Below are 20,175 nucleotides of genomic sequence, written 5' to 3'. Positions count from 1 at the left end.
TTGCTAGCCCTGGTGCAGGGGCTGTTCGTCAATAACTTTTCCACCCAGTATTTTTTCAACAGCCTTCTGCCCAATGAGGACGGCAGATTCGAGGGCGGCATCGTCGTCGCTGGGGGTGAAGTCTTCTGCTTCTTCTACCGGGGCTTGCTGCTGGGACTGAGTAAGGGCCTGCTTACCTGCGGCTATTTGTGCTGCGTGACGTTCCCGGAAAGACAGCTTGCGTTCTTGTGTCTGATGCTGGCCTTGCTCGGCAGGAGCGGGTGTCTGCTCTTGGGGCTGGACCGTTGCCTGGGCTGCTGCCTGTGGAGCCAGCGGTGCTACTGCCGGTCTCGCAGGGGCAAAGCCAGTGGAGGGCTCGTCCGGGTCTTCCGGTTCCTGCTCGGGGGTGGGCGCAACCTCAGGGTCTTCCTGCCTTTGGGGCGCTACCGCAAAGGCGTTGCGTTCATGTGCGCCCTGGGAGGGGTGCTGAGCCTTAGCGATTTCTACGGGATCAGCATCACCTTCGATGACGCGCAGGTGGGGGCTGTGGGGGGTTTCCGCAGAGCCTGCGGCTTCTTCTTGGGCGGGAACCTGCTGGTCTTCGCTGGGAATTGCCGCCACGTTCCACGAGGTGACCGGGGCGCTCCAATCATCGGGACTCCATGAGGGGGGCTGATCTGAGAGCGGCTGGCCGTGGGCCTCCCAGGCCTGGTCGCCACCGCGGGGTCCCTGAGCTAGCTCAACCGGTGGTGGGGAAGCTAGCCCCTGGTTCTGCCCCTGGGCAGGAAGACCGGGGCGCTCTGTATTTTCTGGTGGCAGCGGCATTGCTTGTGAGGTCGGATCCTGTGACGGCTCCGGGGAGGGCTGATGAGGAACCGGGCCGCTGGGCGTGGGCTCGGTGGGTGTGGGCTCGGTGGGTGTGGGCTTGGTGGGTGGTGCTGACCCTCCGCCCGGACGCTTGATCTCACCACGCAACTGAACCTGTAAGCCCAGCACGTTGAGAAGTGCCTGCTGGAGCTGAGGTAGGTAGTCCTTGACGGACTTAAGCACGGGTAGCTCAGCTAGCAGGAAGAGGGAACCGTTTTCAAAACGCACCGGCTGGCATTGGGCAAACTGGGCACGGGCCAGAGAGGAGGGCACCTGGCTAAGAATATCGGACCAGGAATTGAGTACCAGGTTAACCGTGTTTTCACCGGTGGTTGCCGCTGCTAGGGGAGCCTTGGTGGGGGCCGGCGTAGTGGGGGCCGGTGCGCTCGCTTGGGCTGCAGGCTGGGCCTGTGACGGAACCCCGGCCGGGGGCTGTGCCGGGGCCCTCAGGGGAGGGGCCGCTAGTGGCTTACCAGCTAGGGGAGCGCCGGCAAAGGGCGCACTTGCTAGGGGTTTAGGTGCCTGCTCGGTAGCAGAAGAGCTCTGGGTAGCCGGAGCGCTCGCGGACGGGCCGGAACCCTGCTCTTGCGCTGTGGGGCCTGAGGCAGCGGGCATCGGGTACTTTAACGACTGCCCTGTTTGAGTATCCTGCCTACCCACTGCCCCCTGGGTGGGTGTAGCCTGCGGGCCAGAAGCTATTTTGCCTTCCAAGCGTTCCAGGCGGGCCGCTAGAGCACCAAGGCTCTGCTCGCCCGAGGTGAGCAGGATACGGGCGCAGAGCAGTTCTAAGTGGAGTTGAGGGTTCATCGCCCCGCCCATCTCGTTCAGGGCCTCGTTGGTAAGGTCTGCGGCGCGCGAAAGTTCGGCAGAGCCAAGCTTCTTGGCCTGCGCTCTCATGCGTTCTAGCTGGTCAGCTGCAAGGCCGCGCAGAATGGAACCGGCGGTGTCGGGAACAGCTTTGACAATAATCAGGTCGCGGAAGCGCTCAAGTAGGTCCTCCACAAAACGGCGGGGGTCCTGACCGGTCTGAATTACCCGATCCACCGATGCAAAAACCTGGGCGGCCTCACCGCCAGCGAAAGCGTCTACAACCTCATCAAGTAGCTCACCGTGGGTAAAGCCAAGGAGGGCAACGGCCAAATCGTAGGTAATGCCCTGCTCACTAGAGGCACCGGCCATGAGTTGGTCCAGAATGGAGAGCGAGTCGCGCACCGAGCCACCACCGGCACGCACTACGAGCGGGATGACCCCCTCAGCTACCTGCACGCCCTCTTCTGAGCAGAGCTTACTCAGGTATTGGCCCAGAATTTGGGGTGGTACCAGCCGGAAAGGGTAGTGGTGGGTGCGGGAGCGGATAGTGCCTAGCACCTTGTTAGGTTCGGTGGTCGCAAAAATAAACTTAATGTGAGCCGGTGGCTCTTCCACAATCTTTAGGAGGGCATTAAAGCCCTCCCTGGTCACCATGTGGGCTTCATCGATAATAAAAATCTTGTAGCGGTCACGCACCGGGGCGAAAGTGGCTCTCTCGCGCAGGTCTCGGGCGTGGTCTACACCGCCGTGGCTGGCCGCGTCCATCTCGATCACATCGAGTGACCCGCCACCGTCACGGGAAAGATCGCGGCACGATTGACATTCCCCGCAGGGAGTGGGTGTTGGCCCCTGTGCGCAGTTGAGGCAGCGGGCAAGAATACGGGCTGAGGTAGTCTTACCGCACCCGCGCGGCCCCGAGAACAGGTAGGCGTGATTGACCCGGTTCTTTTCGAGGGCAGTCATGAGAGGTAGGGTCACATGCTCTTGCCCGATGACGTCGGCAAAGGACTCCGGGCGGTAACGGCGGTAGAGGGCAGTGCTCACATTAAACCTTCATTCGAGTGCTAACAGCTGAGCCCAACCGTGCAGGTCCGGGCAGATACAGAACCAGCGGGGGAACTGTTTTTAACAGTCTAGTAGGGGTGGCTGACATTCTAAGAACTGTGTACGCTGAGCATAATGGGTTGACTGCCAGTTTTTGGGCATAAAAAGACCCCCTACGCACCCGTCAGAGCCCAGATACCCTTGCTGCCTTCCGGCCCTGGGGGAGTTCTCCAAGATAACGCCACGTAAGGGGCTTCATCTACTGTAGCGCACCTGCGGGGTAGATGGCAAAGCGCTCTCTGCTGGCCTTAGCCCCCGGTAAGAGGTGCCCGTGTTGCGTTAGTGGGTTGTGTGGGGTATGCTCGTATCTGTTCGCTTTCGTGAAGCTGCAGTTCGCTGTAGCTAAAGCAAGACACCTGGAGGATTCGCCTAGCGGCCTATGGCGCACGCCTGGAACGCGTGTTGGGTTCACGCCCTCGGGGGTTCAAATCCCCCATCCTCCGCTAGCCGGTCTCATCGCCCACTTGATGAGACCGGCTTTTTATCTGCCCAAAACATGCACACCCAAAATGCTGACCCCGGCCTGCGCCGCTCATCCCCCCTCAAAGGTGACCATGCTGACTGCCATCTGGAGGAGCCTGAGCCTAGGGAAGAAGGCTTTTTCAAAGGGAGTACGCCCCGAGAAGAGACCCAGCGAAAATTCGCTGGTAAGAGAACGTCATGATGATGTCATAGTTGTTTTTCTGCCGTGGGCTTGGAAGCGACTGGTAAGGGGAGAAGGCCGCATATCTTCATAGGGCCTTAATGACCTTAAGTAAGTTTCGATATAGACCTCCAGCGGGGGATAGTAGCGCGACCGATACAATTCAAATTACCGAATACACATTCTCGTGACAGGACCCCCATGTTCCCCCTCACCCGCCGGGCTGAGCGCCACCACAAGCGGTTCCTCCTGCCCCTCGTCTTACTCTTTTCGCTCACCCCCGCACTGCCCGCGCAGGCCGAGCCCACACCCCCCAACGAAACAGCCAGCTACCTGCCCGGGGATCCCACCCTGACCGGCGGTGAGCACGCCGAGCGAAGCGTCCTGCAAGAATCAAGGGTCGAAGAAACCACCGATCAAATCATCGTCCGTTTCACACCGCACGTCGCACCCACCCAACAGCAAGCCATTGCCCGCGAAGAAGTCGAACAAAGCCCGTTGGCAGACACTCTCCAGGCAGAAAATACCCGCGAGATTATTGACGGTACAGCCGTTATCCACCTCAGCCACGACCTGGACGCCCACGAACAAAAAGCACTGATCCAAGAACTCGAAAGTCGCCCCGACGTCCTTTCCGCCGAACCCGACCTGCGCGTCAAAAACATGGCCGCCGCCCACCCCGGCAACCCACCCAGAGACCCTTACTGGGACCAACAATGGAATATGCGCGAAGCCAAGGTACCGGCGGCCTGGAACCTGGCGACAGGCAAGGGGATTATCATCGGCATAGCCGATGAAGGCACCCGCTACCACCCCGACCTCACCCCGCAAGAAATCCCCGGCTACGACTTCGTCAGCCGGGACTATTCAAAAGACGGTGACGGCTGGGACCCGGACCCCACCGACCCCGGCGACTGGTACCCCGGCTCTTACTCCCTCTGGCACGGAATCCACGTCGCCGGAATCGCCGCCGCAAAAACCAGCAACGGCATAGGCGTAGCCGGTGTAGCCCCCGACGCCAAAATCCAGCACACCAGAGTCATGGGCCAATACGGGCGCAGCTACATCTCCGACTACGCCGCCGGGCTCATGTGGAGCGCGGGTGTGCCGGTCAAGGGCGCACCGCCTAACCCCACCCCCGCAGACGTCGTGAACTTCTCCGAAGCCATCAACATGGGTACCTGCCCCCAGATCCTCCAAGACGCTATCAACCGCGCCGCCGCTCGCAACGTCCCCATCGTTATCTCAGCCGGCAACAGCGCAATCAATGCAGCAGGGGCAACCCCGGCTAACTGCTCAGGTGGCATCGTCGTGGGCGCAACCGGCAAAGGCAAAATCATGTCCGGCTACTCCAACTGGGGCCACCGCCTCGACATCCTTGCCCCCGGCGGTGCCTCAAACGGGAGCGTTATCTCCACCTACAACAGCGGCCCCACCGACCCAGGTGACCCCTCCTACGGCTACCTGAGCGGAACCTCCATGGCCGCACCCCACGTCAGCGGAACCATCGCCCTCATGAAAGAGCGCAACCCCTCACTGACCATCCAACAGATCCGGTCAATCCTCAGAACCAAGAACGGCGGCTGGATCAAGGGCTACCCCTTCCTCAACACCGCAGCCGCAGTAGAAGCCGCCGGGAGCGGCTACAGCCTCATCGGCGCTATTGGCGCCCACTACTACGCCACCGGTGGCCAAGCAGTCTACGGAAAACCCACCGGCAACGAATTCCCCACCAGGCTCGGTGGAGCCGTCCAAAACTTCGCCCGCAGCCGCACTATCTACTGGACCGAAGCTACCGGCGCCCACACCATTTTCTGGCCAGGAGCCATCGGCGCGCGCTTCCGCCAGGCCCACTACGAATGGGGCTACGGCTACCCCACTATCGACGAAGAACCCATCGGCCACGGTGCAAAACAACACTTCCGCAACGGTAACTCCTACACCGCCGTCTTCTGGTCACCCCAAACAGGGGCCCACAGCATGAACCACAGAGGCGGGCTCTACTACAAATGGGTCGAATCAGGTCACGTCTACGGGTACGGCTTTCCCACTATCGACGAAACTGCCTTCGGTGACGGCGCCAAACTCTACTTCCGTAACGGCAACACCTACACAGCAACCTACTGGTCCCCCTACACCGGCTCCCACGCCCTCAACCACAGGGGGGCAATCTTCGCGCTCTGGGTAGCAAAGGGACACATCGACAGCTACGGGTTCCCCGCCACCGACGAACTCGCCCTGCCCGGCGGAGCCGTCACCTACTTCCGCCACCGCAAGGGCACAGAAACCGCAATCTTCTGGTCACCCCAAACCGGGGCTCACAGCCTCAACTCCACAGGTGCCATCTACTATCACTGGCTCCACAATGGCTACACCACCGGGTACGGCTTCCCACTTGAGAATGAGGGCCCGGCTGTCAACGGGGTCGTGAGTGTCAAGTTCAGCGGCGGAAAAACAATCAACTGGTCTGCCAAACGCGGTATCTGGGAATCCTAATACCTAGCGCCCTCCCTAGAGTGGACGAGTGCGCCGGTAGCAGCGGTCAGGACGCTTAGAATAGGTTCATGATTTTCAAAGGCGTCGGCGATACCCGCCCCTACCCCGACCACGGCCTCACCCAGCGCAGCTGGGGCTCTATAGCGCCCTCCCAGGTGCGCCTTGACCGCCTCATCACCACCCAAAAGAACCTCAACCTCGAAACCCTTCTGGCCGAAGACTCCACCTTCTATGGTGATCTCTTCCCCCATGTAGTGCGCTACCAGGGTGAGCTCTATCTGGAAGACGGCGTACACCGCGCCCTGCGTACGGCGCTCCAACGCCGCGCGGTCATGTACGCCCGCGTCCTGGATCTTGACGGGTTCGCACCGGGGCTACTGGCTAATGCTGACAGCTAATCATTCCCTGCGGGCGGGGCGGGTTTATCGCAGGGCCCAAGTTGGGGTGCTCAGCTAGCACCCCTTAAAGGCCAGCCCCGAGCCAGCTAGCAGGCACCCCAACTGCGGGTTTAAGTCAGGCCGTGAACCCGCTTGCTTGCGCCCTGGCTGTAGCGCACCAGCAAACATGAGCGCAGACAAAAGGGCCACCCCCATAAAAGGAGGTGACCCCTACCCAGAGAAAAATTTTTAGGAAGCCTCTACCAGATGCACATCGGGGGAGCCGTCCAAACGGATAGGCCGCCCCAGCTCATCAAAACGAGCACCCAAGCCAAGCTGAATAAAACGAATCGTATGCTCAATATGGCGCTCGCGGGCATCGTTGCTGGCCGCATCCTCAGTACGGTCAGCCGTAGAGGACAGCGACCCATGAACAAGCTGGGCCAGCTCCTGAATATCGTTATCCGGCAGGTAGCCACGCTCAATAGCGCTCGAGAGGATACCGGCAAGCACCATCTGCAATTCGCGCACATGGGCACCTAGCTTAGCGAAAGCGTCAGGAGAAAGTACCGATCGCATGGCTGGCCCCGGGGGCATGTGCCGCCGGGAAAGGTCTTCAATCTGCAGTCGCACATAGACGGCAAGCTGGTCGATGGGGTTCTCAAAGCCAGCAAGAGCCTCACGCAAGTCAGTTAAGAAACGCTCGGTCTCATCGAGGGCGTAGGCGATCAGAAGCTCACCCATATCGGCAAAATAGTTATAGACAGCCGTGCGCCCAATACCTGCGTTCTTAGCAACATGGGTCATGGTGAGCCCTGGCAGGCCCCGCTCATAGAGCAGGCGGCCGAAGGAGTCGAGGATGGCGCGTTTAGTGTTCTCGCGCTGGGCGGCATTCGTTGCGGCTGAAATTCTGGGCATACTGACACCTTACTCTAAAATGTCACCAAAACCTATCAGGGGCGACCGGCGGCTCAAAAACGTCAGAAAACAGTCGGCCATGACCTTAACCTCCATCCCATATGATGCCCCCCAAAAAAAGACCGGGTCAGGGCACCGGGGTGAGCTAGGCTCGCAGGCTCACTCTCAGCAGCCTCATGCAGGGCGGGTGTCACCACCTTTAGTGTAAAATACTGATGGCCCAGGTGGCAGGTGGGCACACTCGAACTCAACTCAAGATAATCCAGGGGAAAACTGTGTCTACACCCGCACCCGGCGATACCGGCTACGCCCGCCCAACCCGCACCTACTACGACCTGCTCCTGGCGGCAACCTGCGTGGTCTTTATCCTCTCCAACATTGGGGCAACCAAGGGTGTGACCTTTGGTCCCATCATTACCGACGGTGGCTTCTTCCTTTTTCCCCTGGCCTATGTGCTGGGTGATGTCATCAGTGAGGTTTACGGCTTCAGGCTGGCCCGCCGCGCCATCGTTACCAGTTTTGTGGCTGCCGCTGTAGCTGCGGCCTCCTTCTGGATCCTCATTGCGCTACCGGTTGCAGATTTCTACGAGAATCAGAGCGCTCTTGAAAGTGTGCTGGGGCCTGTTCCTCAGATTCTGGCCGGTTCCCTGCTGGGCTTCCTGGTGGGGCAGACCCTTAACTCCTGGGTGCTGGTCAAGCTTAAAGCGGCAACCGGCGGTAGGCACCTCTGGGGCCGGCTTATGGGTTCTACCCTGGTTGGCGAACTGGCAGATACCCTCATTTTCTGTGCTATTGCGGCACCCATTATTGGAATTACAAGTTTTGGCGACTTTATGAACTACGTGGTGGTCGGCTACATCTACAAGTGCGCTATTGAGTTCGTCCTGCTCCCTGTCACCTACCCGGTCATTGCCTGGTTCAAGCGTCACGAGCCCACCTACGGGGTGCAGGCTTAGGGGTACTCTAAGACCCGGTATAAGACCAGTCTGGCGCTGTGAAATCAATGGTGCCCAGGGGGAGGCAGCAGAGCAGAAGTTCCTCCCCGTATAACTCTTCTCTGCGGGCTATTTCCTCGATAGCTCTGCCCCTATCTGCATAGGCGGCGACCGGTGAAGGGTTGGAATATGCTGTGGGGCTAAATGGGCCACCCTGAATGAGTACCCACAGAAGGGAGCCTGGAGCAGGCATCTCGATTGCATCCGAAACAGCAATTTTTTCCCAGGAAATCTTATGTTCTGGGTGGCGGTGAAAAAGCTTTAGGGCAGTGGCTTCATCGGCAACAACTCCCACGATCGGATTGTAGTTAGAAGTGAAGTCCCCAATAAAGACCAGTTGGACGCTCACGTCTGCCCCTTGAAAAGGGCCCCTGCCAAAAAGGGGCAGAATCGGTGGTGGTTTTCCATCCTCACAGGCCACCATTCTGACTAGCTGCTTCAGCAGTCTAAACATGCTTAGACTCCGCAATTAAGGGTTATCGTAGGTGGGTATAGACGTGCATAGTAGGTCTTTCCCTGATGCACGATTGTCCCTGCGGTAGTACCAGCCCCCACTGTGCTGTTTTTATTCTTGCAGGGAAACGCCACATTTTGTTGGTAGAGAGTGCGTTCTTGCCTATTTGAGCTGGAGGTGGTGCTGCCCGCCTTTAACCACCAAATAGCGGATTTATAACGCCAATCGGTATCGTGGCCAATACTTTCTACAATGACACTAGAAGTTGTTCTGGTGATATTGGAGAGTCGAAAATGGGGGCGGGGGAAGCCCGGGCAAGAGGCGGGCGTGAAACCCATAGTAAAGCGGTAAAAGTTGCAAAAAGTTGTTTATGGTATGTGAATTTCACGGGGTACTCCTTTGAGTGGCTTGGTCAACCGTCTTTGGATGAACTTGGGGATCAAAAGGATTATTTAGTTCTTAACGTACTGATTCGCTCTGTGCGCGGCAAGAGTTATTGATGATATCGATTCAATAATTTTTTCAATGGGGGTGTGCATTCATCAGGAAGGGGTATTTCATATGTGAGTAACTGTGTTGGTTGTTCTGATAAGAGTTACAGGTTGCTTAACTTTCAATAGTTGCTGTCCAGTCTGTCTGGTCGGCTAATAACCTCTACTTCTGTAGATGCTCAATATAATTACATGGCTAGTCACTCGGTTCTCATCGCCCAAGAGCTTGCACTAACAACCAAGAGGGTGAGCTGCATCTCATTGCATAATGGTCTTTCAGTAAGGCACGTTTTTGCAGGGGAAACCTGTGTAAACTTGCGGTTCATTACATACACCACATACTGACAAGAAGGGGAGGGATAACCGTGGCACATTCTCACGCAGACCAAGCCTCAAACGGCCAACTCAGCCGCTCACTCTCACACGGCCAACTGACCATGATCGCCCTGGGCCTGGCCGTAGGTACAGGCCTCTTTCTAGGCTCCGGCCCAGCCATAGCTATCGCTGGGCCCGCCGTCATCATCTCCTACGCTATCGGCTCGCTCATAGCCGCTATCATCGGCGCCTGCGCCGGAGAAATGGCGGTGCGTTACCCCGTGCGCGGTGGCTTCGGTACCATCGCCGGTAAATTCCTGGGCCCCTACGCCGGCTACCTAACCCGCTGGGCCTACTGGATGACCACCGTCACCCTGGCCGGCGCGGAAGTCGTTGCCGTAGGCAAATACATGGCCTACTGGTACCCCCAAGCCCCCCTCTGGATCTGGGTGCTCATCGCCGGTGGCGCTATCTTTGCCCTCAACCTGACCAGCGTCAAATCCTTTGGTGTCGTGGAATTCTTCCTCTCCTCCATCAAAGTCACTGCCGTGATCCTCTTCATCATCTTTGGCCTAGCCCTGGTCTTCTTTGGACTACCAGGCCAAGAGGCCGTAGGCACCGCCAACCTGACCAATGATGGCGGCTTCATCCCTAACGGCCCGGCCTCCATCTGGCTAGCCCTGGCCATAGTCATGTTCTCCTTCGGCGGTATTGAACTGATCTCCATCTCCGCGGCAGAAGCCAAAGACCCGGTCCGCTCAGTCCGCTCATCAGCTAAGGCCATGATGTGGCGACTAGCCACTTTCTACGTGCTCTCCCTCCTGGTGATCGTGGCAATCATCCCCTGGCGGAACGCATCTGAGCTCGGCAAAGAAATTGAGGGCTCCCCCTTTGTAACCGTCTTTAGCGAACTAGGTATCCCCTATGTTGGTGGTATCACCAACTTCATCCTGCTCACCGCAGCGCTTTCTGGTGCTAATGCAGCCCTCTACGCTGCCACCCGGCTACTGCACTCCCTGGGGCACGAAGGCATGGCCCCACGAGTTCTAGCCCGAACCAGCGGCCAGGGCAGCCCCGTTCTAGCCCTCACAGCCTCATCCGCTGGGGCCGTGGTAGCTATGATTATGGCGATTTCCGGTGTCGGTAACATCTTCGGTTACATGATGGCCCTGGTGACCGTCAGCGTTCTCGTTGTATGGTCTATGATCTTGCTCTCCTACATTGCCTATAAGAAGAGCGAAAAAGACCCAGCCCCCTTCCAGGTCTTTGGCGGGGCCGCCACCGCAGCCCTGGGACTCACCGGTATCGTCGCCACCTTCATCGCCATGTTCTTTGTCGATAAATCCATGCTGACCTCCGTCCTGGTGGGCCTCTCCTTCTTCGCCCTTGTCACCCTCACCTACTTTGCCGGGGTCAAGAAGAACGTCCGCTCCTCAGACGATGCCTTTGAGGATGCACGGGCCGTTACTACCCAGCTGCCGGTGACCGAGAAACGCCCCTAGTTCCCTCCATAGTCACATAAGATATGAGGACGCTGGTTCTAGCCCCGACCCCAGGTTGGGAGCTAGAACCAGCGTTCTGCCGTAGAATCACATCAATAGACACACAAGCTCTAACAGGGATAGGTCCATTTACTGTGGCACAGCAAGCCGACGCGGGTAAGACACACAACCTCAAACGTTCACTAACTCACCACCAAATGACCATGATTGTGCTGGGCTCTGCCCTGGGCACCGGTCTTTTTCTGGGATCCAGTGGAGCTATTAGCCTGGCCGGGCCCGCCGTTATCCTGGCCTACGCCATCGGCTCACTGGTGGCCGCCATTATCGCCGCCGCCACCGGTGAAATGGCGGTGCGTTACCCCGTGCGTGGCGGCTTCGGCTCCATTGCTGGGCGCTACCTGGGCTCTTACGCGGGCTACCTAACCCGTTGGGCCTACTGGACGGTTACCGCCGTCATTACCGGTATTGAGCTGGTCGCTGTGGGCACCTACCTCCAGTACTGGTGGCCCGCCCTGCCCCTGTGGGCGGGGGTCGCCTTCTTCGGGCTGGTCATTATCGCCCTGAATGTGCGCAGCGTGCGCTACTTTGGCACCATGGAGTTTTTCCTCTCCTCCATCAAGGTCATTGCCCTGCTCCTCTTCGTCCTGATAGGTCTAGCCCTCATCTTTGTCGGCGCCCCTAACCACCCCGCAACTGGTATAGCTAACCTGACCAATGACGGCGGGTTTATGCCTACTGGCTTCCACGGTATATGGCTATCCCTGGCAGTTGTGATGTTCTCTTTCGGCGGCATCGAGATGCTCTCTATCTCCGCGGCAGAGGCCAAAGACCCGGTTCGCTCGGTGCGGGCCTCCACCAAGGCCAATATCTGGCGGCTTTCCACCATCTATGTGATCTCACTTTTTATCGTGGTATCGATTATCCCCTGGCAATCAGCGGCCCAACTGGACGGTTCGGTAGAAGCCTCACCCTTTGTGCTGGTCTTCTCCGAAATCGGGGTACCCGCAATTGCCAGTATCACTAACTTCGTGATTCTAGTGGCCGCGCTCTCTGCCGCTAACGCCAACCTCTACGCGGGCACCCGCCTGCTTCACTCACTGGCCACTGAAAAGATGGCGCCCCGCCAGCTGGCCCGAGTGAGCGCCCAGGGTATTCCCGTTCCCGCCATGTGGGCCTCAACCTCCGGGGTGCTCCTGGCAATCCTGCTTGCGGTCTTCCAGCCGGGGCAGGCCTTTGGCCTGATGATGACGCTGACCATGGTCTGCGCCCTGACCGTATGGGTACTGATTCTTCTGGCCTACATTGCCTTCAAGGGCGTTGAGGGTAACTCCTCAGCCTTCCGCATGTGGGGCGGCAGGGTCACTGCCGGGGCCGGTATCTTGCTCCTGCTCGCCATCTGGGCGGCCCTCTTTGCCCGCACCGGAAACGTAGCACCTGCAAGCATCGGTGTTACCTATTTCTTCATCCTGACCATGGTTTACTTTGGCGTGGTTAAGCGCGTTCACACCGGCTTTGAAGATGCCTTTGCCGAAGCGGATGCCGCCGTGGCAGCAAATTCCCAGGACTAAGAACGCCCAGAGACTAACCTGTTGCTGTCGGGTGCCCCACTGATGCTCACCGGGTTCCCTAAGAAGATAGGTGACTCCTCAAGGCAGTGACTGGTAGCGGGGCAGGTTTTTTACCGTGACCTGGGTACAGTAAAAGGTATGAGCACTACCTACACTTTTGAGATTCCGCTCCGCTGGGGAGACATGGATGCCTACGGGCACGTCAACAATGTGACTATCGTGCAGATCCTTGAGGAAGCCCGTGTGGCTCTCTTGGGGTGCCCGCCCTCATCGGGGCAAGCGGGAAATCATCAACCGGTGCTACCGCTCTTTGCTGACTTACCCGAGGGTACCCAGGCCCTGGTAGCTGAGAACCACATCAAGTACCGCAGCCCCCTGGCTTACCGGGGCATGCCCGTGACCGCCAAGGTACACGTCAGTAAGGTCAGCCCGGCCTCCTTTACCCTGGCCTACGAGCTTTACGACCCTCTAGAGGGCACCCACTGCGTTTCTGCCACCACTACTTTAGCTTTCTACAGCACAGCCACCGGCTCACTCATGCGGCTGAGCGCCGAACAGCGCCAAAAGCTGACGGCCTGACCGGGTGCCTCCAACCGGGCATATCCGCGCATAAAATGAGGGGGAATGCGCCCAAGGCTGTATAAAATTTACTGCCTTGGGTACATTCCCCTTACACTCGCTTGCTCTGGAACCTAGCGGGCGGCCAGCAGAGCGGCTAGAGACTCAAAGGAACCCTTCCAGGAGTCCAGGGTCTGCTGGTGCACGCCCTGGGGGAGGGGCCCCTGGGTGAGCTTGAGGATAGTTCCTTGGCCCACGCCGTCTTCGGTCACAGCGGTACCCGCCTCAAACTCAAGACGCAGACCGATGAGAGTGTCGCTGGGTTGACCCTGGGGAGTCGGTAGAGCTTCGCGGTACTCCAGCAGATGCGGCTCCTGCATAGTAATAAAACGCATGTAGATAGGAGCCTGGAAAGTCTTCTGCTGGCGGTGGCGCATGACGAACTGCTTACGCCCTCCAATGACCGGCTCCAGGGTCAGGGTGCTGGGAATAATTTTCCAGTCCTTGGGGCCAAACCAGCGCACAAACAGAGCCGGATTGGTGAAGGCCTCGTAGAGCTGTTCGGGGCTGGCGGCAAACTCGTGCCGGTAGGTAATGGTTTCCTCAGGTGTGAGGTCTTCGAGCGTGAAATCCTGCATGGTTAGCCCTCCTGCTTGGCCTTGGTCTCTGTGGCATTGTGTTCGTCAGCTTGCGCGGCAAGAGCGGCCTGTGCCGCGCGGCGGGCCTCGGCCTCTGCCTTGGCTTTCATATTGGCTTCCCAACGGGCCTGAGCCGCGGCAGCTTTCTTAGCCTCTCGCTCAGCCCTAAGCGCCCGCGCGGCCTCCTGCTCCGCCTGCTGGGCCACTTTCTTGGCGTAATACCGGCCCAGGAAGTCGTCCCGGTACTCAAAGTAGGTGCCGTCGTCGATAGCCTGGCGGGCATCATCAACCATCTTGACGATAAACCGTTCGTTGTGAATGGAAGCTAGCGTGGCTGAAAGACGCTCGTCAGCCTTAAAGAGGTGGTGCAGGTAGGCCCTGGTGTAGTGGGTACAGGTGTAGCAGTCACAGCCCTCAAAGATGGGGTTGAAGTCCATCTTGAAGCGGGCATTGGTCAGGTTAAAGCGACCATTGGGGGTGTAGACGGCGGCGTTGCGGGCAACGCGGGTGGGTGAGACACAGTCGAAGGTATCTACCCCGTTCTCGATACCCACAAAAATATCGTCCGGTTCTGAGATACCTAGCAGGTGGCGGGGCTTATTTTCGGGAAGTTCCTCGGTGCACCAGCGCACAATGGTGCCCAGGTTTTCTTTTTCCAGGGCGCCGCCCAAGCCGAAACCGTCAAAGGGCATGGCCCCCAAATCGCGGCAGGCCTTGCGGCGTAGATCCTCGTATTGGGCGCCCTGAATGACCCCAAAGAGAGCCTGGTAGGGCTTGCCCACCCGCTCAGCGGTCAGTCGCTGGTGCTCAGCAATACAGCGCAGAGCCCACAGCCGTGTGCGTTCCAGGGCCTCTTCCTGGTAGGCACGAGAATTGTAAAGCGTGGTCAACTCGTCGAAAGCGAACATAATATCAGCACCAATCTTGTGCTGAACCTGCATGGATACCTCGGGGGTAAAACGGTGCATATCCCCGTTGATGTGGGACTTGAAGTTAACTCCGTCATCGTCCACATGGGCCATACGTTCTTTGCCGGCGGCTACGTCGTCATCACCGATGGGCCGCCCATCGGCACCCACAGCACCGGCGACCGTGCCCATATCGATGACTTTCTTAAAGCCAGAGCCCAAGCTCATGACCTGAAAACCGCCGGAGTCGGTTAAAGTAGGGCCGTCCCAGTTCATGAACTTGCCCAGACCGCCTGCGGCGTCGAGCACATCGGGGCCGGGCTGGAGATAGAGATGGTAGGCATTAGCCAGCAGGGCCTGGGAGCCGAGCTCTTTCATGGCTTCGGGCAAGACTGCTTTGACGGTTGCCTTGGTGCCCACGGGCGTAAAGGCGGGGGTGGCAATGTCGCCGTGAGGCGTGTGAATGATGCCGGTGCGCCCCTGGAAGTCCCCACCGTTTGCGGTGCGGTGGGCAGCGGAGGGGGTGGCTGTTTCGGTCAGGCGGTTACCCAGCTCAAAGGAGAAGCCGGGATCAGAAAATTCGGTATTGAGCACAAGCCCTAGTCTACTAGAGCCTTTCCACAGCCTGGAGTGGGCGGGCTTGCGCCCGGTTGAGAAAGCCAGTCCAAAAAGTCATGAGACCAGCCTAGCCAATGGGCTCATCGGGTCGGAAACCCTCCTGCCTCTTGCACCCCGGGGGCAGAGCAGTATGGACCAACCGCTAGTTCTTGTTATTAAGCCACCAGATGCTACCTGAAAGAGCCGTAGCAAAAGCGGTCCAGCCCGCGTAGGGGGCCAGAAGGGCGCCAGCGGATTTACTGATCCGGGCAGTCCGCCGCACCAGATCAGCAGAACTAAGGGCCAAGACACCTGCGTGCGCAGTTGCTAAACCTAAACGGTGCGACCGGAAGAATGTATAGCTCCAGGAAGCATTGAGCGCCAGATTGGTTGCTAAGGCTGCTGAGTAGCGCCCTGCCTCTTCAGTGTTACCGTCTTGCTTTAAACGGGCCAGGGTGTAGCCACTGGTCCCAGCTATGCAGGTGTAGAGCGAGGTCCAGGCAAGCGGAAAAACCCAGTTGGGCGGGTTCCAGGCTGGTTTAGTGAGGTTCTTGTAGTAGCTACTGTCGGGGTCTGAGGCTAGCGAACCAGCAACCGCACAGGCACAGGTAGCTGAAGTTGTCAGAAGGTAGGGTGAAAGCCGAGCCATGGGCTACTCCTTTTAATCTAGTCTGAGGCAAAAATTCTTTGTGCTGCTTCTATGATAGTCCAGGACTGAATCTGGGTGGAAAGATCCACCGGCTGACCGGGCTTGAGAAGATCGGAGATATGGCGTTCAACATGGGGGGAGAAAAGCGCAACGGCCTGCCCACGAATCTCGTTGGGGTCAATGCCCGGCTCGCTCATGGGCAGATCGGGGTCAAACTCGCGCCGGCCGTCCCACAAGACCTCAGCGGTTGCCAGAACAAGCCCCCGCGCTGTGGCGCGGGTAGCCTCGGGCAGGGCGCTATGCAGAGCCACATCGGCTAGGTAGCGCACGAGGATCCCGGTAAAGAGTCCGCCGTCACCACCACCCTGGGTGCGGAGTAGGCGCAGGCTCTCGGTGCTGGAAACCTCAAAATCAAGGCCGAAAGTACGGTCAACAGAGTCAACCAGCTCGGCGATATGGGTGACCGGGTCAAGAACTAGCCGGTCTGTAGCCCCGGCATCGAGTAAGGCCAGATAAGCGCCCAAAACCGGGCCCTGGTTGTAGGTGTAGAGACCTCGCTCAACCGAGGAGATGCCTGCCTGTTCACCGCTACCGGTAACTTTGACACCGTCCAGGTAAAGACCGCTTTCGGGGTCCAAAAGGTGAGCTTGCAACCAGTTCAGCAAATCTGCGGCTTCCTTGTACCGGTGAGCGCGGGCAAAGGCCAGCGCTATAGGAGCGGTAGCAGGGGTGTTCTTAAAGTCGTGATCCTTAGACCAAAAAGCCCCACCGCCCACCTCAGCGGTGCAGGCTGAGGTCAGCTCCCGGTAGAGGCGTTGACCAGCGTCCTGAGCAGCGCTGTCACCGTCACCCTCCACCGCCAGAGCTAGCCGGTTGAGACGCTCACAGGCCAAGGTCAGCCAGGCCATGTCATCGTAGAAGTCATTGGGGTAGGAGCCGTAGTTGCGTACCTGGATACCGCGTAGAAGAGCCCGGGCCTGTTTGAGAGCCTCCTGGGCTTCGTCTCCTTGCCCCGCGGCCTGCTGGCGGAAACCGGTATCTACCAGCGCATCCATGAGGTGGGCCTGCCACCAGTAGTGCCATTCCCTTGCCCGCTGGCGGCGGGGGCGGGTATCGGGGTGGGCTACGCGCCCAATGAGCGTTCCGGGGAGTGCCGCAGCCTTGGACCCAAAGAGTCGGAGTATAGAGTGGCGTGCGGTGTCTGCTCGGTTGGCCAGGGTCAAACAGTGCTCGGCGGCCAGGGTATTGAGCTGGTCAGGGGAGGTGTTTGAGTGTCTGGGGCACATAGTTGCCTTTCGCGGGAGGCTGGGGCGAATTGATGGTACTGTCTGTTAGTTTACCCACCGGTAGGTGCATGTAAGCAAGGGCAAGTACCTCATGCGGGTCTTTGGCGGGCGGTTTTTCCGGCGGCCATTCATGGTGGTGTGCAACCGGGGTTCTTTTCTGGGGGTGAGCCTGGTTGAGGCGGTCCGTCTTCTCATGTGCGCTAAACCTTCATGGGTGGGTTCTTTGAACGCACATGTGAAGGTTTGGGCCATAGCACGGGCTTAGGGAGCCCCGCTGGGGCCTGGGGCTAAGGTCAGCTGCCTCTGGCTCTTCACCAGCACCGCCTGGCCGGTTACGGGGTGGGGGAAGCTCAGCGACCGGGCCAGAAGCTGGAGGGGCAGGGCTGGCTCGTCCTCAGCGATAGGGAGGACCTCGGGGTAAACAACGTCCCCCAGAATCGGTGCCCCCGTTGCCGCAAGGTGCACACGCAGCTGGTGGGTCTTGCCGGTGTGGGGCTCCAAAAGATAGCGGGTTAGGCGTCTGCCCGGTGCCGGTAGCGGCAAAGCTGGATTAGCTGTGGAGGCGTCGGGTAAAAGGCCCGGTGCAAGCTCGAAGGTCTCTAGACAGGTGATGCGGGACTGGGCATTCTGCCCAGAAAAACCGGCACCAGAGCGCCGTCGCTCCCTCAACTGAGCCTTGGTTTCAAGGGGCAGGGCCGGGGCGTCACCAGCTAAAAACTCTATATCGGTTTGGGCTACCTGCAAGGAGCCGTGGGCGTTCTCAATTCGCGAGCGAACCGTCAGACTTTCCCCCGGGGCCAGCTCTGTGCCCCCGGTGCTCAGCGGTGCTGCGATGGCCTCATAGGTTTTGGTGGGTTCACGCCGCTGGAACATGGTTTGGAAAGGGGCTCGGGCCTCTGGCACTTTGGCAAAGAGGACCACTCCGGCGGTGGCTCGGTCCAGGCGGTGGATGGGTATGAGGGCTGGGTTGTTCTCGCGTACCCGCAGTTGGGTCAGGGCCGTGTGCGCGACAAAGGAGCCGTTGGGTGTGGTGGGCAGAAAGTGGGGTTTATCGATAGCCAGCACCCACTCGTCCTCATAGAGCACAGGCATGTCGAAGGGGACGGGTTTTTCTTGGCCTAGCTCCCGGTAGTACCAGATTTTCTGGCCGGTCAGTGGTGCGGTGGGGGCTACCGGGTTGCCCTGAGCGTCCCTCACTTCCTTGCGCTCAAAACGGCTGGCAAAAAGCTCGTACTGGTGGGGGTAGAAACGGGCCACCAGGTAGTCCAAGACGGTGCTGGTGCCTAGAACATTATCTGTGGGGTCGTTAGCATCGGGCAGGGTGAAGGAGACAGCATCGATGCCCTTGCGTTGGGGTAGGGGCTGGGGCGTGAGGTGGCGGTTGACTCGGCGCATGCCCCCTATTATTCCAGGAGCGTGAACCGGATGAGACCTTGCAAAATCTCTACCCAAAATACGAAAGAATAAGAAGGAATAATAAAAGGATGAGGAAACAACCATAGGTCGCACCCCCTTTACTCCTACATTCGGTGTCACACCGCCGCTGTTGGTTGGGTGTGGTCAGCTACTTGTTGATCTCGCTGAAGCTACCAAAGACGGTATTGGTTGAACCGGCACGCACTTTACTCATGACCGGAGCCCCAAGGGCAGGTAAGACAGTTCTACTTAAGGCTTATAAGGATTTAGCTTTAGAGCGTGGTTGGGGGCACTCCTCAGTAGGCGAATACCTATAGGTCCCGACTCATGAGCTATGAGCTGGCCTTGCCACGGGTATGTAGATTTTACTATTCCTTATGTGCGGGAGTACTTGCGTGAATATGCCCCGCCAGTGATCGCCTGCCTTAGCTCAAAAGTATTTGGCAGCCGGGGCACCGGTAGCTCAGGCGGTCTATGTCCTCGGGACGGGCGATCAGGTGGCCGGGTGTATAGCGGCTAGCCCCCACGCCAGTATCTGAGAGGTCTTCTCCTACGATGGTTGCACCGCAGCGGTAGCAGGGGCGTCCTACCCGCCCGTAGCACCATAGGGGTTCGGTAGTGGTACGGGTGACCCGGTGGGGCCTGGCCCGGTTAGCATCAAGGAGCAGGTGGGCGATAGAGACGAGCCCGGCCAGGTCGGGGATTGCGCCGATCGGGGTGCTCGGGTCAATCCCGGCAAGAAAGAGGGTTTCAGCCCGGTAAATGGTGCCTATCCCCGCTAGGTTCCTTTGGTCGAGTAGGGCTGGCCCGATGGCGCGGTCGGGTTGGGTGGACAAGCGTGCTACAGCCTGAGATAGCGACCAGTCAGGCCCCAGAATGTCCGGACCCAGGTGGGAGAGCCTGCTTTGCTCTTGGCTGGTGGGGAAAACTTCCAGGACACCGAGGTTGAAGCCGACCGCCGTGATAGGCCTACTCCCCTCAAGAGGTGTTCCGTCGGGGTTTAAACGGGCGTTAGCCTGGATGATGGCGCGGGCTGCGGTTGCGGGTCGTTTCCAGGGGTCGGAGCGGCCATCGAGTCCCGTTCCGTAAATGTGCCAGATACCTTCCATTTTGAGGTGCGAATGGACGGTAGTATCGCCGATGCGTAGCAGGATATTTTTGCCGCGTGCGAGCGCGCCGTGGATAGGTTGACCGCTGAGGTTGATGCCAGCAGATGAGGGAACTCGAAAGTCTGTCGTGTGGGCTATTCTGTGGGCAAGTGCGCGGTGGAGGGACCGGGCTTGCCTCCATACGGTGTCTCCCTCGGGCACGGTTTTACCTTTCTTGTCGCACCAAAATTTGCCTCATTCTACGGTAGCTACCACCGGCCTCACCCTCGGGGTCAGCTGACATGAAAGATAGAAAAACTGTAGAGTTGCAAGCCACAATAGAAAGCGGTGTATAGTCTTCTGTGTTCAAAGTCTCACAATCGATGCTTCGGACATGTCCCCTTACCTTATGCAAAAGGGTGCACTCCTGCTATTTTGCTTGAGTCTACCCGCCCCCAGGCGGCCCCTACCGCCTGTCCCCTAGATGGAGGTCAAAGCGGTGTACCTACTTTTCAT

The 20,175-nt window shown here is 58.8% G+C and carries 15 protein-coding genes, 1 tRNA gene and 1 other RNA gene; 7 read left to right on the top strand and 10 right to left on the bottom strand.

Features of this window, described 5'->3' with window-relative positions:
• Positions 1–3: 3 nt before the first annotated feature.
• Positions 4–2,700 carry a DNA polymerase III subunit gamma and tau gene (locus ACN085_RS07395; RefSeq protein ID WP_419111083.1) on the bottom strand — a complete coding sequence of 899 codons (2,697 nt, stop codon included), beginning with the start codon at positions 2,698–2,700 and terminating at the stop codon, positions 4–6.
• Between the two features lie 161 nt (positions 2,701–2,861).
• An RNA gene (gene ffs, locus ACN085_RS07390) (signal recognition particle sRNA small type) lies at positions 2,862–2,958 on the bottom strand.
• 160 nt (positions 2,959–3,118) lie between these two features.
• On the opposite strand from ffs, the gene ACN085_RS07385 reads away from it, so the two are divergent.
• The 3 genes from ACN085_RS07385 to ACN085_RS07375 all read left to right on the top strand — a co-directional run bounded on the left by ACN085_RS07385 (position 3,119) and on the right by ACN085_RS07375 (position 6,297).
• A tRNA-Ser gene (locus ACN085_RS07385) sits at positions 3,119–3,203 on the top strand.
• 401 nt (positions 3,204–3,604) lie between these two features.
• Entirely contained in the window at positions 3,605–5,899 is a 2,295-nt protein-coding gene (locus tag ACN085_RS07380) for a S8 family serine peptidase (protein WP_419111082.1), read from the top strand.
• A gap of 68 nt (positions 5,900–5,967) precedes the next feature.
• The gene (locus tag ACN085_RS07375; protein ID WP_419100385.1) at positions 5,968–6,297 is read left to right on the top strand and encodes a type II toxin-antitoxin system VapB family antitoxin; all 330 of its coding nucleotides are present in this window, start codon (positions 5,968–5,970) and stop codon (positions 6,295–6,297) included.
• A 228-nt stretch (positions 6,298–6,525) separates the two neighbouring features.
• Here ACN085_RS07375 and ACN085_RS07370 read toward each other — a convergent pair whose 3' ends face one another.
• Positions 6,526–7,194, bottom strand: a complete 669-nt coding sequence (locus ACN085_RS07370) for a TetR/AcrR family transcriptional regulator (protein WP_419105468.1) — start codon at positions 7,192–7,194, stop codon at positions 6,526–6,528.
• Positions 7,195–7,469: 275 nt separating this feature from the next.
• Here ACN085_RS07370 and ACN085_RS07365 point away from each other — a divergent pair, with 275 nt between their 5' ends.
• Entirely contained in the window at positions 7,470–8,150 is a 681-nt protein-coding gene (locus tag ACN085_RS07365) for a queuosine precursor transporter (RefSeq protein WP_419100387.1), read from the top strand.
• A gap of 7 nt (positions 8,151–8,157) precedes the next feature.
• Here the strand turns inward: ACN085_RS07365 and ACN085_RS07360 are convergent, their stop codons facing one another.
• Complete coding sequence (locus ACN085_RS07360; protein ID WP_419111081.1) at positions 8,158–8,538, bottom strand: hypothetical protein; 381 nt, start codon at positions 8,536–8,538, stop codon at positions 8,158–8,160.
• 961 nt (positions 8,539–9,499) lie between these two features.
• Between ACN085_RS07360 and ACN085_RS07355 the strand changes: the two genes are divergently transcribed.
• The 3 genes from ACN085_RS07355 to ACN085_RS07345 all read left to right on the top strand — a co-directional run bounded on the left by ACN085_RS07355 (position 9,500) and on the right by ACN085_RS07345 (position 13,098).
• Positions 9,500–10,951: an amino acid permease gene (locus ACN085_RS07355; RefSeq protein WP_419111080.1), complete on the top strand. Its 1,452-nt coding sequence runs from the start codon at positions 9,500–9,502 to the stop codon at positions 10,949–10,951.
• Between the two features lie 197 nt (positions 10,952–11,148).
• Positions 11,149–12,519: an amino acid permease gene (locus tag ACN085_RS07350; RefSeq protein ID WP_419111198.1), complete on the top strand. Its 1,371-nt coding sequence runs from the start codon at positions 11,149–11,151 to the stop codon at positions 12,517–12,519.
• Between the two features lie 138 nt (positions 12,520–12,657).
• The gene (locus ACN085_RS07345) at positions 12,658–13,098 is read left to right on the top strand and encodes an acyl-CoA thioesterase (protein WP_419100389.1); all 441 of its coding nucleotides are present in this window, start codon (positions 12,658–12,660) and stop codon (positions 13,096–13,098) included.
• Between the two features lie 113 nt (positions 13,099–13,211).
• On the opposite strand, the gene ACN085_RS07340 is transcribed toward ACN085_RS07345, so the two are convergent.
• The 6 genes from ACN085_RS07340 to ACN085_RS07315 all read right to left on the bottom strand — a co-directional run bounded on the left by ACN085_RS07340 (position 13,212) and on the right by ACN085_RS07315 (position 19,881).
• The gene (locus tag ACN085_RS07340) at positions 13,212–13,715 is read right to left on the bottom strand and encodes an SRPBCC family protein (RefSeq protein WP_419111079.1); all 504 of its coding nucleotides are present in this window, start codon (positions 13,713–13,715) and stop codon (positions 13,212–13,214) included.
• A 2-nt stretch (positions 13,716–13,717) separates the two neighbouring features.
• On the bottom strand, positions 13,718–15,217 hold the full coding sequence (tgt, locus tag ACN085_RS07335) for a tRNA guanosine(34) transglycosylase Tgt (RefSeq protein ID WP_419111078.1): 1,500 nt from the start codon (positions 15,215–15,217) through the stop codon (positions 13,718–13,720).
• A 166-nt stretch (positions 15,218–15,383) separates the two neighbouring features.
• The gene (locus tag ACN085_RS07330; protein WP_419100392.1) at positions 15,384–15,869 is read right to left on the bottom strand and encodes a TspO/MBR family protein; all 486 of its coding nucleotides are present in this window, start codon (positions 15,867–15,869) and stop codon (positions 15,384–15,386) included.
• A 17-nt stretch (positions 15,870–15,886) separates the two neighbouring features.
• Positions 15,887–17,155, bottom strand: a complete 1,269-nt coding sequence (locus ACN085_RS07325) for a glycoside hydrolase family 76 protein (protein WP_419111077.1) — start codon at positions 17,153–17,155, stop codon at positions 15,887–15,889.
• Between the two features lie 261 nt (positions 17,156–17,416).
• Positions 17,417–18,550, bottom strand: a complete 1,134-nt coding sequence (locus ACN085_RS07320; protein WP_419111076.1) for a pseudouridine synthase — start codon at positions 18,548–18,550, stop codon at positions 17,417–17,419.
• A 446-nt stretch (positions 18,551–18,996) separates the two neighbouring features.
• On the bottom strand, positions 18,997–19,881 hold the full coding sequence (locus ACN085_RS07315; protein WP_419111075.1) for a DNA-formamidopyrimidine glycosylase family protein: 885 nt from the start codon (positions 19,879–19,881) through the stop codon (positions 18,997–18,999).
• Positions 19,882–20,175 lie beyond the last annotated feature (294 nt).

The organism is Rothia sp. P4278 (assembly GCF_048512945.1).
Lineage (GTDB): Bacteria > Actinomycetota > Actinomycetes > Actinomycetales > Micrococcaceae > Rothia.
This window is presented reverse-complemented; position numbering and strand designations above follow the sequence as displayed.

What these genes read in the sequence shown, in the direction of transcription:
- ACN085_RS07380 (WP_419111082.1), top strand. Translation starts at nt 3,605, where the DNA reads ATGTTCCCCCTCACCCGCCGGGCTGAGCGCCACCACAAGCGGTTCCTC.
- ACN085_RS07375 (WP_419100385.1), top strand. Translation starts at nt 5,968, where the DNA reads ATGATTTTCAAAGGCGTCGGCGATACCCGCCCCTACCCCGACCACGGC.
- ACN085_RS07370 (WP_419105468.1), bottom strand. Translation starts at nt 7,194, where the DNA reads ATGCCCAGAATTTCAGCCGCAACGAATGCCGCCCAGCGCGAGAACACT.
- ACN085_RS07350 (WP_419111198.1), top strand. Translation starts at nt 11,149, where the DNA reads ATGACCATGATTGTGCTGGGCTCTGCCCTGGGCACCGGTCTTTTTCTG.
- ACN085_RS07345 (WP_419100389.1), top strand. Translation starts at nt 12,658, where the DNA reads ATGAGCACTACCTACACTTTTGAGATTCCGCTCCGCTGGGGAGACATG.
- ACN085_RS07340 (WP_419111079.1), bottom strand. Translation starts at nt 13,715, where the DNA reads ATGCAGGATTTCACGCTCGAAGACCTCACACCTGAGGAAACCATTACC.
- ACN085_RS07330 (WP_419100392.1), bottom strand. Translation starts at nt 15,869, where the DNA reads ATGGCTCGGCTTTCACCCTACCTTCTGACAACTTCAGCTACCTGTGCC.
- ACN085_RS07325 (WP_419111077.1), bottom strand. Translation starts at nt 17,155, where the DNA reads ATGTGCCCCAGACACTCAAACACCTCCCCTGACCAGCTCAATACCCTG.
- ACN085_RS07320 (WP_419111076.1), bottom strand. Translation starts at nt 18,550, where the DNA reads ATGCGCCGAGTCAACCGCCACCTCACGCCCCAGCCCCTACCCCAACGC.